Below are 13,140 nucleotides of genomic sequence, written 5' to 3'. Positions count from 1 at the left end.
GGCCGGCGTCGGCAAACTGCGCCGTCAGCGCAGCAGGCCCTCGGCCAGCAGGTGATCGAAGATGATCTGGTCGACCGGCGAGGTGCGGTGCCGGTCGGCGTACCCCAGCCAGTCCATCTCCGCGATCTCGCTGGCCGGGCGCAACCGCCCCTGATATCCGGCCCGATAGCAGGTCATCCGCACTGTGGTGCCGCCCGCGTGGCCGTGTGCCGCAGCGGTGAAGGTGCCCAGGTGCACCGCGTCGCGTACGTCCACGTCGACGCTCAACTCCTCGTCGATCTCCCGGCGCAGGGTCTCCAGGTCGGTCTCACCCGGCTCCCGCTTGCCGCCGGGCAGATACCAGACGTCCTTGCCCACGGACCGGGTGCTCAGCACCCGCCCGTCCTCGATGAGGACCCAGGCCACCTTGTCGATCTCGGGCACGCCGCCCCTTCCGGTCGAAGACCGGGCACGCTACCAGCCGGGGCCCGCCAGACACTCACTCGGCCAGCAGGTCGAGCAGCAGCGCGGCGGTCCAGCTGAACGCCGGTGAGCCCAACCCGACGCCGGTGTCCGGATGGAAGTACTCGTGGCAGCCGGCCCCGGCGACCAGACCGATCATCGAGCGGCGCAGCCCGGCGGCCAGCTCCGGGTGCCCGTGCGCGAGCAGCCCGCGCCGGATCAGCCAGCCGGTGTTCAGCCAGCTCGGGCCGCGCCAGTAGCGCAGCGGCTCGAAGTCGGGCGCGGTGCGGTCGTGGGTGGGCAACGGCCGCTCCATGTGCCGGGCCACCCCAAAGCGCGCCGAGCGGGCCTCGACGACCAGCGCGTCGACCTGCCGGGTCGGCAGGTCGGGCAGGATCAGCGGCGTCAGCCCGAGCACGGTACGGGCGCTGACCAGCCGGTCGGTGCGCAGGTCGCGGGGCTGGAACGTGCCGGTGTCCGGGTCGTACAGCCTGCGTACCAGGGCTTCGGTGATCCGGGACGCACGGGCCCGGTGCGGCCCGGGGTCGTGGCCGATGAGCGCGGCGATCTCGGCCAGGGCGTGCTCGGCCGCCCCGAACGCCGCGTTGAACAGCGAGCACTCCACGAGGAACGGATGGCCGTCGGCCAGACCCCGGTCGTCGTAGCCGTTGTCGCGGTAGGCGGCGACGATCGCCAGGTAACGCGCGTAGTCCAGGTCCGTGGGGCGGTGCGCGGCGTCGGCGTGCGCGGTGTCATGCCGGCGGTACGCGCGCATCACCGCGGCCTCGGCTCCGACCGCGGCCATCGGCTCGTCCCAGGCGGGGCTGTTGTCCAGACCGGACTCCCACGGGTGCACGATGCAGACCAGCCCGTCGCCGGCCACGTCCCGCCGGTCGGCCAGGTAACGCTGCTGGGCGACCAGTGCGGGATAGAGCTGACGCAGGGCGGCCATCCCGGTCGGGTCGGGTGCCCGCCGGTACGCGAGCAACGCGGCGAGCGCGTGCACCGGCGGCTGGACCAGGCCGGACGTGTCCACGTCAGGAGTGCCCTGGGCGTTCGCCGAGCGCCACATCTCCGGCCCCGGAAAGTACGCGCCGACCCGCAGCGCCGGGTTGAACACGATGTGCGGCACCCGTCCGTCGGCCCACTGGGCCCGGAACAGGCTCGTCAGCTCCCGCCAGGCCCGGTCGGGACGGATCTGGGCCAGCCCGATCGCGATGAACGCCGAGTCCCAGCTCCACTGGTGCGGGTAGAGCGTGCGGGAGGGCACTGTGTGGTCGTGCTCCCAGTTGGCGTCGAGCGTGTCGACAGCGAGTCGGCGCAGCCCGGCCACGTCGGCCGGCCCACCCGTGCGGACGGTGTCGAGGTGGGCGGTCACGCCGACGCGCGTCGGCCCGGCACCGGCGGTCACGCGGCGGCCCGCCGGGGCAGGGCGTGACGCAGCACCGTGGCGGCCTGTTGCAGGGCCCGAACCGGGTCGCCGCGCAGCCGGCACTCCAGGGCGAGCCACCCTCGGTAGTCCAGCTCCAGCAGCGTACGCACGAGCGCCGGCCAGTCCAGGTGCCCCGCGCCCGGCTGGTAGCGGTTGGAGTCGCTGACCTGCACGTGACCGAGGTAGGGCGCGGCGGCGCGCAGCGCGCGGTGCATGTCGTCCTCCTCGATGTTCATGTGGAAGGTGTCCGCGACCACCCGGACCGACGGCAACCCGACAGCGGCGCAGAGCGCCACCGCCTCGTCGAGACGGTTGACCATGTGGTCCTCGTACCGGTTGAGGGGTTCCAGAAAGAGGGTGACCCCCTCGGCCCGGGCGTGCTCGCCCAGCTCGCCCAGGGCGTCGAGGAGCACCTGCCGGTCACCGGCCGGCGCGCGCGGCGGCTCGAACGGCGGCAGCCGCCGGGAGAACATGCCCCAGGCGGCCGGTGTCATCACGCCGATGCCGCCCAGCTCGCCGATGACCGACAGTTGGGAACGCAGGTTGCGCACGGCGTCGGCGGACCGGGCGGGGTCGAAGTCGCCGATGAAGTGGTCCATCTCGACGCAGACGGTGGGCATCACCACCCCGGCGGCGCGGGCGCGGCGCAGCTCGGGCAGGCGACGGGCGAACGCGAGGTCACCGCGTCCGCGTAGCTCGATGCCCTGGTAGCCGAGGGCGGCCGCGAGGGCGTACTTCTGGATCAGGTTGGTGCCCGGCAGGAGTTGTTCCTGGCAGGCCAGCGCGATGGTGGTCATCTAGAACCTCAGCACCACTTGGAGGACATCACCGGCGCCGCGGTCGAGCAGCGCGAGGGCGTCGGCGACCGCGCTGGCGTCGACGATGTGGCTGACCAGCGGCAACGGATCGACGCTGTGTTCGGCCACCAGGTCCATGAAGGTCTGCGCGACCCGGTCACCGGTCCACCGCCCGGCCATGCTCGGCGCGGGGGTGGGCCCGGAGACCTGGGCGGCCACCAACTGGATGCGGTTGTGGTGGAACTCCTCGCCGAGGCCGAGCGCGTCGGCCTGGCCCTGGTAGAAGCCGGCGGCCACGACCCGACCGGCGTGTGCGGTGGATCGGATCGCCTCGTGCAACGCCGGGTACGCCCCGGACAACTCCAGGCAGACGTCCGCGCCCCGGCCGTCGGTGGCCCGCCGCAGCACGGCGGCGGCGGATTCGGCGCGGACGTCCACAGTGGTTCGCGCGCCGTACCGGGCGGCGTGCTCCAACCGGCCGGGCACCGGGTCGACGGCCACCACCCGGGCGCCGGAGAGCACGGCGAGTCGGGTGGCGAGCAGCCCGATGACGCCCTGCCCGAAGACGGCGACCCAGTCGCCGAGGTGCAGGTCACCGGCGAGCACGGCGGTCAGCGCGATGGCCCCGGGGCGGGCGAAGACCGCGGCGAGCGGGTCCAACCCGGCGGGGAGCGGATTCACCGCCTCGGCGGCGAGCACGGCCTCGGCCCGGTGCCCCCAGATGCCCCAGACGAGTTGCCCGGGGTGGCGGTCGGTGACATCCGGCGCCACCTCGACGACCTCGCCGACCTCCTCGTAGCCGAAGCCGATCAGCGGGTAGGGCACCGGGGTCTGCCGGGGGACGAACATCCGGGCGGCATCGTCCCAGTCCTTGCTGAGCCGGGGATTGCTGCCCCGGTAGAGGGTCAGCTCGGTGCCGGCGGAGATGCCCGAGTAGGAGGTGCGGACCCGGACCTGGCCGGGGCCGAGCGGATCCGGGGGGCAGGGCTCGAGGCTGATCCGTCGAGGCCCGGCGAGAGAGACCACCCAGTTGCCCATGTGTCACATCCCGGTAGCACTGGGTTCCAGGATAGCAAAAAATCGCCATATGTCTTGCTATTGATCAATCGAAGGTGTTGGATCCTTCATGTACCCTTCGAGAGGAGTGCCACCGATGTCAGCACCTCCGAGGCGGATACTCGCCACCACCCTGATCATGGCACTGACAGCGTCCACCCTGCTGGCCTGCGGAGACGACGAATCGGACAGCAACAGCAAGAAGATCACCGTCTGGAGCCTGGAAGACGTCGCCGACCGGGTCACCGCCACCAAGGCGATCGTCGCCGACTTCACCGCGAAGACCGGGATCCAGGTCGACCTGGTGACCGTCAACGAGGACCAGTTCCCCTCCCTGATCGCCGCCAACGCCGCCGCCGGTGACCTGCCCGACGTGGTGGGTTCGGTCTCCCTCGCCGGCATCCGTACGCTCGCCGGCAACGAGCTGCTGCACGCCTCGGCGAACGCGGAGGTCGTCGACAAGCTGGGCAGGCAGACGTTCTCACCGCGGGCGCTGGAGCTCACCTCCGACGACGGCAAGCAGCTCTCCGTGCCCAGCGACGGCTGGGGCCAACTGCTCGTCTACCGCAAGGACCTGTTCGCCGCGGCCGGCCTGCCAGCCCCCGACACGTACGAGCGGATCACCGCCGCCGCGGCGAGACTGAACACCGGCGGCGTCGCCGGAATCACCGCGGCGACCGCCCCCAGCGACGTGTTCACCCAGCAGACCTTCGAACACCTGGCGCTGGCCAACGACTGCCAGCTCAGCGACGACTCGGGCAAGGTCACCCTGGATTCGCCCCAGTGCGTCGAGGCGTTCCGCTTCTACGGCGACCTGATCCGCACCAGCTCGGTGAAGGGCGCGCAGGACGTCGACACCACCCGGGCCACCTACTTCGCCGGCAAGGCGGCCATGGTGATCTGGTCGCCGTTCATCCTCGACGAGCTGGCCGGTCTGCGTAACGACGCCAAGCCGACCTGCCCGCAGTGCCAGGCCGACCCGGGGTTCCTCGCGAAGAACAGCGGCTTCGTCACCGCGATCAAGGGCCCGAACGGCACCGAGCCGGCCCAGTACGGCGAGATCAGCTCCTGGGCCGTGCTGGACGGCGCGGCGGCCGACCCGGCGAAGTCCTTCGTGGAGTACATGCTCAGTGACGGCTACCCGAGCTGGTTCGGCATGTCCCCCGAGGGCCGCTTTCCGGTCCGCAAGGGCACACCGACCGAGCCGGAGGCGTACCTGACCCGGTGGAACACCAGCCAGGCCGGCGTGGACGCCAAGAAGCCCCTCGCCGACGTGTACGGCGACGAGGTGCTGGCCACGCTGCGCCGCAGCCCGGACACGTTCGGGCGGTGGGGCCTCAGCCAGGGACAGGGCAAGCTGGTCGGCGCCATGCTCGGGGAGTTGCCGGTGCCGAAGGTGCTGGGTGACCTCGTCTCCGGCAAGTCCGACGCGACGGCCACCGCCAACCGCGCCAAGAAGGACGTCGACGCGATCAAGGCGGGCGTCAATTGACGACCACCGCGCCCGGCCCCGGCCGCTCCCCCACCCGGGAGCGGCCGGAGCCACCCCGGCGCCGACCACTGACCCTGCGCCGCCGCGAATCCCGGGCCGGGCTCGCGCTGGTCGCACCGACCCTGCTCGTCACGATCGCGGTGATCGGCATTCCGATCGTGTGGACCGTGGTGCTCGCCTTCCAACGGGTCCGGCTTGCCACGCTGCGCAAGACCGGCCTATTCGGCGACTTCACCATGGACAACATCGACCGGGTGCTGCACACCCCCGGCTTCGCCGAGACGCTGTGGGTGACGCTGATCTACAGCGTCGGCGGCACCGTCGGGTCGATAGTGCTCGGCCTGGTGGCCGCCCTGGTGGTCCGCCGGCCGTTCCGGGGTCGCACCCTGGTCCGGGCGTCCATGCTGCTGCCGTACGTGGCGCCGGTGGTCGCGGTGACCTTCGTCTGGCAGGTGATGCTCGACCCGCAGCTCGGCATCGTCAACGCGTGGGGCCAGCGCCTGCTCGGCTGGGACGCGCCGGTGCCGTTCCTGTCCCAGGAGTCGACCGCCCTGACCACGGTGATCGTGTTCGAGGCGTGGCGTTACTTCCCGTTCGCCTTCCTGTTCCTGCTGGCCCGGCTCCAGGCGGTGCCCGGTGAGCTGGAGGAGGCCGCCCGGGTCGACGGAGCCACCCCCACCCAACGGTTCCGGCACATCCTGCTGCCCCAACTGCTGCCGGTGATCGCCCTGCTGGGCGTGCTGCGCTTCATCATGACGTTCAACAAGTTCGACGACGTCTACCTGCTCACCGGCGGCGCGGCGGGCACCGAGGTGGTCAGCGTGCGGGTGTACGAGTTCCTCACCGCGCGTACCGACATCGGCGCCGCGGCCGCGCAGGCGGTCGTGCTGGCCGTGGTGCTCATCGTGTTCGTGCTGATCTACCTGCGCTTCTTCGGACGGAGGGTGAGCTGATGGACCGGGACGTGGTCGAGACGGTGAGCCTGCGCTGGCTGCGCCGACTGGTGATCGCCGCGTTCCTGGTGGTCACCGTCTTTCCCTTCTACTACATGCTGGTGCTCTCGGTGCGCCCGATCGAGCGGCTGCTGCTCGACCCGGGCGCGCTGGTGGTCGGCTTCGGTGAGCTGACCGTCGCCACGTACGCCGAGGTGCTCAAGGCCACCGACGACGGCGGCCAAGGCTTCCTCACCTTCATCCGCAACAGCGGCCTCGTCGCCGTCGCGGCGACCGTGCTCACGCTGCTCGTCGCGATTCCCGGCGCGTACGCGGTGGCCCGGCTGCGGTTCTTCGGCCGGCGGCAGGTCGACTTCCTGTTCCTGGCGGTCTACCTGTTCCCGTCGATCGTCATCGCGATCCCGCTGTTCGTGGTGTTCAGCCTCGCCGGGCTGCGCGGCTCGCTGTTCGGCCTGGTGCTGGTCTACATCTCGCAGACACTGCCGGTCTCGGTCTACATGCTGAAGAACTACTTCGAGACCATCCCGGTCAGCCTGGAGGAGTCCGCCGCCATCGACGGCGCCGGCCGGCTGGGCATCATCCGGCGGGTCAGCCTGCCGCTGGCCATGCCGTCGGTCATGGCGGTCGCGCTCTACGACTTCATGATCGCCTGGAACGAGTTCCTCTTCGCCCTGCTGTTCCTGGTCGACAAGCCCGACCGGTGGACGGTGTCGCTGGGGTTGTCCCTGCTCGCCGACGGGGTGGAGGTCCCCAAGACGGTGCTGATGGCCGGGTCGGTCGTGCTCACCCTGCCGATCGTGATCCTCTTCTTCGCCAGCGAACGCCTGCTTACCGAGGGGCTGACCAGCGGCGCGGAGAAGGGATGATCGTCTCGTCCGGGTCCCCCGCCGCTCCCCCACCGGCCCGGTTACGGTGGCCTCATGGCCAACCCGACCCGCTGGGCGACCGACACCGGTCCCGAGCACTCGCAGTGGTATATCGACCGGTTCCGCAAGCTCGCGGCCGAGGGCGCGGACCTGGCCGGAGAGGCCCGCCTGGTGGACACTCTGGTCGCGCCCGGCTCACGGATCCTCGACGCCGGCAGCGGCACCGGCCGGGTCGGCGCCGCGCTGGCCGAGCGTGGGCACACAGTGGTGGGGGTGGACGCCGACCCCGCGCTGGTGGCGGCGGCCAGCGCCGACTATCCGGGCCCGACGTGGCTGGTCGCCGACCTGGCCGAGCTGGACCTACCGTCGCTGGGTGAGGCGGAGCCGTTCGACGCGGCGGTGCTGGCCGGCAACGTGCTCGCCTTCGTCGCCGTCGGCACCGAACCGGAGGTGCTGCGCCGAATCGCAGCGCATCTGCGCCCCGACGGTGTGCTGACAGTGGGCTTCGGCACCGAACGCGGTTATCCCCTGACCGCGTTCGACGCCGACGCCGTGGCCGCCGGCCTGCGCGTGGAGCACCGCTTCGCCACCTGGGACCTGCGCCCGTGGCGCGACGACGCGCCGTTCGCGGTCAGCGTCCTGCGCCGTCCGGCCGACTGACACCGGTCGGGCCGCGGCACCCCTCAGTCGGGGGCGGCGACGGCGCGGGCGGCGGCCGGGTCCAGGGTCGCGCCGGCGGGCACCAGGCTGACCAGGCCGGCCGGCAACCGCAACGGTCGGACACTGCGGTAACCGAGCATTGCGAGCACCTCCCGGTCGGCCAACACGTACCGTCGGCCCAGGTCGGTGACCACGGAAACCGCACCGCCGGTCGCACCGGGCGCCGCGGCGGCCTCGACCACCGCGCCACGACCCGGCTCCACCAGCACATGGTCGGCCAGCACCGCGCCGCCGGTCGGCGCGGTGCGGGGAGCGGCCGTCAGGTCCCGCAGCGGTACGCCCCACCGCACCTCACCAACCCCGCCGTCGTCGGCGACCCGGGTGCAGAGGGCCCCGTCGCCGCCCGCGGCGAGCCGGGGCGGGCTCGGTGGTGGGGCGTTCGGGCCGGTCGGGGCGAGGTCGGGCACCGTGGGCAGCGCGGCGAACTGACCCAGTGTCATCGGCACCGGCTCGCCCTGCCCGGTGCGGGCCAGCAACAACCCCGCCTGCAACTCGGTGATGCCGGCCAAGCCGGCGTCGAGCGCCACCGCGTACTGCCGGCCGCCGCCGGAGTTGCTCACCAGGTAGACCGTGCCGACGGTGGTGCCCGGCACGCCGCTGGCGGGACGGCCCAGCCCGGGCAGGTCGAGCGGGGCGAGGTCGGTGCCGGCCGGCAGCGAGTTGAGCAGGGCGGGCGCCACCGGCACCGCCTGCGCCCGGGTGGTGGCGAGCGCGGCCAGCACCCGGCTCGGATCACGCACGAGATATCGCCGTTGGTGCCAGACGAGGTACAACCCGCCGTCGGGGTGGCGCAGCAGCAGCGCCTCGTCGCCCAGCGGCCGACCGCCGTCGGGCTCGGTGCCGATCAGCAGGGCCGAGCGGGGTGCCTCGTTGCCCGCGCCGGCCGGGAAAGTCGAGCAGACCGTCCACCCCCCGTTGGCCAGCCGGCCGGGGGCGGGCAGCGAATCAGGCGCGTCCGCGATCCCCAGCGGCAGCCCCCGCGGCACACCGTCGATCGTGCGGCGGGAGACCAGCACGGTCTTCGACCGGTCCGCACCGACGATGAGCAGCGCGGAGGCGTAGTTGAGCACCGGGTGCAGCTTCTGCTCGCGATAGACGAACCGGGCGCCGGACTCCTTCTCCACGATCACCGCGCCCGGGTCGCGCCAGCCCTTGCCGCCACCGGCGAACAGCCCGTAGAGCGCCGAGCCACCGAGCCCGATCGCCGCGACCAGGATGCTGGCCAGACCCGCGCCGGCCAGCCGCCGAAACGGCGACTGCGCGGGGTCGGTCTCCCGCATGACCAGGGCGGCGACCGCCCGTTGGACGCTGAACTGGTAGGAGTGCAGCTGGTCCTGCCGCGACGGCATCAGGTCCCTTCCGACGGATCGGCCGGGCACAGGATATGCGTTCCGTCGATGTCCCGTGTTCCCTGCGTGGCCGGCACGGGGCAACCGGTACCATCCGGGGACGAAAACGACGGCGAGAGGGCCACCCGTGGGCGCGCGTTTCGAGGAACTGGCCTGGCGGGAGACGCCGATCGGCGCGATCAGCCTGCGTCGACGCCGGGACCCGGCACTTCAGGTCGAGGTGTACGAGGTCAAGCTCGACGACGAGTACCTGATGTCCAGCCTCTTCCCCGTCGCGGAGATCGAGCTGGCCCGGCTCGGTCTCGCCGAGGTGCCCGGTGACTCGGTCGACGTGGTGGTCGGCGGTCTCGGGCTGGGATACACCGCCTGCGCGGCACTGGGCGACCCCCGGGTGCGTTCGCTGTTCGTGGTGGAGGCGATCGAGGACGTGATCGACTGGCACCGGCAGGGGCTGCTGCCGTTCGCGGCGGGCCTCGCCGAAGACCCGCGGACCCGGTTCGTGCAGGCCGACTTCTTCGCGGCGGTGACCGGTGACGTCGGCTTCGACGCCGAGGTGCCCGGGCGGCGGTTCGACGCGGTGCTGCTCGACGTCGACCATTCCCCGCGCAACGTCCTGCACCCCAGCCATGCCGCGTTCTACCCGCCGGCCGGTCTGCGCCGGCTGGCCGCGCTGCTGCGCCCTGAGGGGGTCTTCGCGCTCTGGTCGGACGACCCGCCGGACGCCGAGTTCACCGCGGCGCTCACCGAGGTGTTCGTGGACGTGCGGGCGCACGTCGTGCCGTTCGCCAACCCGCTGACCGGTGGCGAGTCGGCCAACACCGTGTACGTGGCGCGCGCCGGCGGCTGAGCTCGTCCTTGATCGACTCTGATTTTCGAGAGTCGGGGTGTCTCCGCGCCCCGGACACCCTGGCCTGAAAGAACCCGAGTCGATCAATCGGCATGGTGTCGGCCGGACGGGGAACCTGAACCCGGGCCCGCCGCACCAGGCGCGGCCGGTTACGGGAGGTTCGAGATGCGCGCACTGCTCTGGGTCGTCGGCGTGGTCGCCGGCGTGCTCATCCTGCTCGGGTTGCTCCTCGAGGCGGTCCGCTGGCTGGCCATCATCGGTGTCATCGCACTGGTGATCGTGATCGTCTGGGGCGTCGTCAAGGGGCGGCAGGCGATGCAGCACCAGAGCCGACGACGCTGAGAAGTCAGAACCAGTCCGGCCGCATGTCGAGCGTGGTCCGGTCCCGGCTCTCCAGCAGGTCGAACTGCGGACCGGTACGAGGCAGCTCGACCGCGAAGAAGTAGCGGGCGGCCTGGCGCTTGCCGGCGTGGAACGCGTCGCCGGTCCCCTCCGGCGGCAGCGCCAGCACCTGCTCCAGCCACATCCACGCGATCACCACGTGCCCGACGGCCTCCAGGTACGCGCTGGCGTTGGCCAGCGCGAGCACCGGGTCACCGTCGGCCCACAGCCGACGGGTCACCGCCGTCACCCGGGCCGCCGCGTCGGCCAGCCGGTCCGCCAGACCGGCCGCCTCGCCACCGGTCTGCCGGGCCCGCTCGACGGTGTCCCCGATCGTCGCGGTCAGCAGGGCAAGGCCGGCGCCGCCCTGCATGGTCATCTTGCGGCCCAGCAGATCCAGAGCCTGGATGCCGTGGGTGCCCTCGTGGATCGGGTTGAGCCGGTTGTCCCGGTAGTGCTGTTCCACGTCGTGATCGCGGGTGTAGCCGGCACCCCCGAGCACCTGGATCGCCAGGTCGTTCGCGGCGAGGCACCACTGCGACGGCCAGCTCTTGGTGATCGGGGTGAGCACGTCCAGCAGCAGGTGCGCGCGCTCGCGGTCCGCCTCGACCGGCGCGGTCCCCTGCTCGTCGAGCAGCCGCGCGCAGTAGAGCACCAGCGCCAGCGCCCCCTCCACGTAGCTCTTCTGCGCCAGCAACATCCGTCGTACGTCGGGGTGGTCGATGATCGGCACCTGCGCCGCCGCCGGGTCCTTCGCGCCGACCGGCCGGCCCTGCGGCCGTTCCCTGGCGTACGCCAGGCTCTTGAGATAGCCGGTGTAACCGAGCGCGGTGGCACCCGCCCCGACCCCGATCCGGGCCTCGTTCATCATGTGGAACATGTGCGCCAGCCCGTGGTGTGGCTCGCCGACGAGGTGACCGACGGCACCGGGGCGGCCGCCCGGGGTGTGCCCGCCGTCGCCGAAGTTGAGCAGGGTGTTGGTGGTGCCCCGGAACCCCATCTTGTGGTTGAGCCCGGCCAGGACCACGTCGTTGCGGTCGCCGAGCGACCCGTCCGCGCCGACCAGCACCTTCGGTACGACGAACAGCGAGATGCCCTTCACCCCGGGCGGGCCGCCGGGAATCCGCGCCAGGACCAGGTGCACGATGTTCTCGGACAGTTCGTGATCGCCACCGGAGATCCACATCTTGGTGCCGAAGAGCCGGTAGGAGCCGTCCTCCTGGGGCTCGGCACGGGTGGTGATGTCGGCCAGTGAGCTGCCGGCGTGCGGCTCGGACAGGCACATGGTGCCGAAGAAGCGGCCGTCCAGCATGGGCCGGACATAGGTGTCCACCTGCTCGGCGCTGCCGTGCGCCAGCAGCAGGTTGGCGTTGCCCAGGGTGAGCATCGGGTACGCCGAGGTGGCCACGTTGGCCGCCTGGAACCAGGTGAAGCAGGCCGCCGCGACGGCGTGCGGCAGTTGCAGGCCGCCGACCGAGGCGTCCAGGCCGGCGGTGAGCAGGCCCGTCTCGGCGAAGCTGTCCAGCGCGGCGCGGACCTGCGGGATCAGCCGCACCCGCTGCCCGTCGAAGGTGGGCTCGGCGAGGTCGGCGGCGCGGTTGTGCGGGGCGAACTGCTCGGTGGCGACCCGCTCGGCGAGGTCCAGGGCGTCGTCGAAGGTCTCCCGGGAGTGCTCGGCGTAGCGGGGACGCTCGACGAGTTCAGACACCCGTAGCCAGTCGTGCAGCAGGAAGTCGAGGTCACGGCGGGAGAGCAGGGTGGACGGCACGGCACTCCTCAGCGGGCACGGGGGTGGGACGGGCCGGGACGACTGCCCACGATCGCCCCGGCCCCATCCTGGCGGATCCACAGGGCCCGCACCACCGGCGCGGGCGGTGCGGGGCGAGCGGAAATTGTCACATCGGGCGGCTAGCGTCGCTGCCCGTGACCGAACCCGGAGACGTCCCGCCCGAGGTCCTCGACCGGCTGCGGCCGATCTGCCTCGGGCTGCCGGAGACCTACGAGGAGCCCGCCTGGGTGGGCACCCGCTGGCGGATCCGCAAGCGGACCTTCGCCCACGTCCTCACCGTCGACCCCGACCGCCAGGTGGCCCACGCCCGGGCCGCCGAGCTCGACGAGCCGGCCTGTCTGCTGACCTTCCGGTCGCCACTCGACGAGATCGCCGGGCTCCTCGGTGGCGGGCACCCCTTCTACAAGCCAGAGTGGGGGCCGACAGTGATGGGCATGGTCCTGGACGGGGACACCGACTGGGACGAGGTGGCCGAGTTGCTCACCGAGAGCTACTGCATGCTGGCCCCGAAGCGGCTCGCCGCCCTGGTCGGCCCGCCGGCCCCGCCGACCGACTGAGCGCGCCCGGCGCCGGCCGTCCCCATTGGACCATTGGTGAGTGGACGGGCGTCGATATGCTGCCACGCATGCATCGAAGCCGTGTCTACGCCCTGCTGATCGACGCCCCCGCGGCGGAGGCCACGCGGGCGGCGGAGTTCTGGTCGGCCGCGCTCGGCGTCAGCACCCGGTCCCATCCGGCGGAGCCGCAGTTCGTCGGTCTGCACGAGGCGCTGCCGGGGCTGGTCGCCGCGGTCCAGGCGGTCGACGACGAGCCGCGTTTCCACCTCGACATCGAGACCGACGACGTGCCGGCCGAGACCGCGCGGTTGATCGGTCTGGGCGCCACCGAGGTGTCGCAGTGGCTCGAGTGTCGGGTCCTGCGGGCACCCGGCGGTCACCTGCTCTGCGTGTTGCCGGTGGAAAGCCCGCCGGAGCTCTTCGCCGCCGAGGCCCGCAGCTGGTCCTGACGCGTCGGGGC

14 protein-coding genes are annotated in these 13,140 nt (G+C 72.1%); 8 read left to right on the top strand and 6 right to left on the bottom strand.

Features of this window, described 5'->3' with window-relative positions:
• Positions 1 to 24: 24 nt before the first annotated feature.
• The 4 genes from AC3CF1_RS00815 to AC3CF1_RS00800 are packed head-to-tail and all read right to left on the bottom strand — an operon-like array spanning position 25 to position 3,708.
• On the bottom strand, positions 25 to 423 hold the full coding sequence (locus AC3CF1_RS00815; protein ID WP_488449278.1) for an NUDIX hydrolase: 399 nt from the start codon (positions 421 to 423) through the stop codon (positions 25 to 27).
• A gap of 55 nt (positions 424 to 478) precedes the next feature.
• Positions 479 to 1,819, bottom strand: coding sequence for an MGH1-like glycoside hydrolase domain-containing protein (locus AC3CF1_RS00810; RefSeq protein ID WP_488449277.1), 1,341 nt, complete (start codon positions 1,817 to 1,819; stop codon positions 479 to 481).
• A 29-nt stretch (positions 1,820 to 1,848) separates the two neighbouring features.
• Complete coding sequence (locus AC3CF1_RS00805) at positions 1,849 to 2,670, bottom strand: sugar phosphate isomerase/epimerase family protein (protein ID WP_328849943.1); 822 nt, start codon at positions 2,668 to 2,670, stop codon at positions 1,849 to 1,851.
• Positions 2,671 to 3,708 (bottom strand): zinc-dependent alcohol dehydrogenase, encoded by a 1,038-nt coding sequence (locus AC3CF1_RS00800; RefSeq protein WP_088947846.1) that lies wholly within the window; start codon positions 3,706 to 3,708, stop codon positions 2,671 to 2,673.
• A gap of 115 nt (positions 3,709 to 3,823) precedes the next feature.
• Here AC3CF1_RS00800 and AC3CF1_RS00795 point away from each other — a divergent pair, with 115 nt between their 5' ends.
• The 4 genes from AC3CF1_RS00795 to AC3CF1_RS00780 are packed head-to-tail and all read left to right on the top strand — an operon-like array spanning position 3,824 to position 7,697.
• Entirely contained in the window at positions 3,824 to 5,218 is a 1,395-nt protein-coding gene (locus AC3CF1_RS00795) for an ABC transporter substrate-binding protein (RefSeq protein WP_354981590.1), read from the top strand.
• Complete coding sequence (locus tag AC3CF1_RS00790; RefSeq protein WP_141909117.1) at positions 5,215 to 6,171, top strand: carbohydrate ABC transporter permease; 957 nt, start codon at positions 5,215 to 5,217, stop codon at positions 6,169 to 6,171. Before AC3CF1_RS00795 ends, AC3CF1_RS00790 begins: the two co-directional genes overlap by 4 nt.
• Positions 6,171 to 7,037, top strand: a complete 867-nt coding sequence (locus AC3CF1_RS00785) for a carbohydrate ABC transporter permease (protein ID WP_099852729.1) — start codon at positions 6,171 to 6,173, stop codon at positions 7,035 to 7,037. The genes AC3CF1_RS00790 and AC3CF1_RS00785 overlap by 1 nt, the downstream gene beginning before the upstream one ends.
• 54 nt (positions 7,038 to 7,091) lie before the next feature.
• Positions 7,092 to 7,697 (top strand): class I SAM-dependent methyltransferase, encoded by a 606-nt coding sequence (locus AC3CF1_RS00780; protein WP_488449276.1) that lies wholly within the window; start codon positions 7,092 to 7,094, stop codon positions 7,695 to 7,697.
• Positions 7,698 to 7,720: 23 nt separating this feature from the next.
• Here the strand turns inward: AC3CF1_RS00780 and eccB are convergent, their stop codons facing one another.
• Positions 7,721 to 9,106 (bottom strand): type VII secretion protein EccB, encoded by a 1,386-nt coding sequence (eccB, locus tag AC3CF1_RS00775; RefSeq protein WP_488449275.1) that lies wholly within the window; start codon positions 9,104 to 9,106, stop codon positions 7,721 to 7,723.
• Positions 9,107 to 9,233: 127 nt separating this feature from the next.
• On the opposite strand from eccB, the gene AC3CF1_RS00770 reads away from it, so the two are divergent.
• Positions 9,234 to 9,953, top strand: a complete 720-nt coding sequence (locus tag AC3CF1_RS00770) for a polyamine aminopropyltransferase (protein WP_488449274.1) — start codon at positions 9,234 to 9,236, stop codon at positions 9,951 to 9,953.
• 165 nt (positions 9,954 to 10,118) lie between these two features.
• Positions 10,119 to 10,295 carry a hypothetical protein gene (locus tag AC3CF1_RS00765; protein WP_172862018.1) on the top strand — a complete coding sequence of 59 codons (177 nt, stop codon included), beginning with the start codon at positions 10,119 to 10,121 and terminating at the stop codon, positions 10,293 to 10,295.
• A 4-nt stretch (positions 10,296 to 10,299) separates the two neighbouring features.
• Here the strand turns inward: AC3CF1_RS00765 and AC3CF1_RS00760 are convergent, their stop codons facing one another.
• On the bottom strand, positions 10,300 to 12,102 hold the full coding sequence (locus AC3CF1_RS00760) for an acyl-CoA dehydrogenase (protein ID WP_330467660.1): 1,803 nt from the start codon (positions 12,100 to 12,102) through the stop codon (positions 10,300 to 10,302).
• Positions 12,103 to 12,257: 155 nt separating this feature from the next.
• On the opposite strand from AC3CF1_RS00760, the gene AC3CF1_RS00755 reads away from it, so the two are divergent.
• Positions 12,258 to 12,680 (top strand): MmcQ/YjbR family DNA-binding protein, encoded by a 423-nt coding sequence (locus tag AC3CF1_RS00755; protein ID WP_330467661.1) that lies wholly within the window; start codon positions 12,258 to 12,260, stop codon positions 12,678 to 12,680.
• 68 nt (positions 12,681 to 12,748) lie between these two features.
• Positions 12,749 to 13,129 carry a VOC family protein gene (locus AC3CF1_RS00750; protein WP_488449273.1) on the top strand — a complete coding sequence of 127 codons (381 nt, stop codon included), beginning with the start codon at positions 12,749 to 12,751 and terminating at the stop codon, positions 13,127 to 13,129.
• The last annotated feature ends 11 nt before the right edge of the window (positions 13,130 to 13,140 follow it).

The sequence above is a fragment of the Micromonospora sp. MGP-C2 genome (assembly GCF_057766525.1).
Note: the sequence above shows the minus strand (reverse complement) of the source record. Positions and strands in the feature narration are given on the sequence as shown.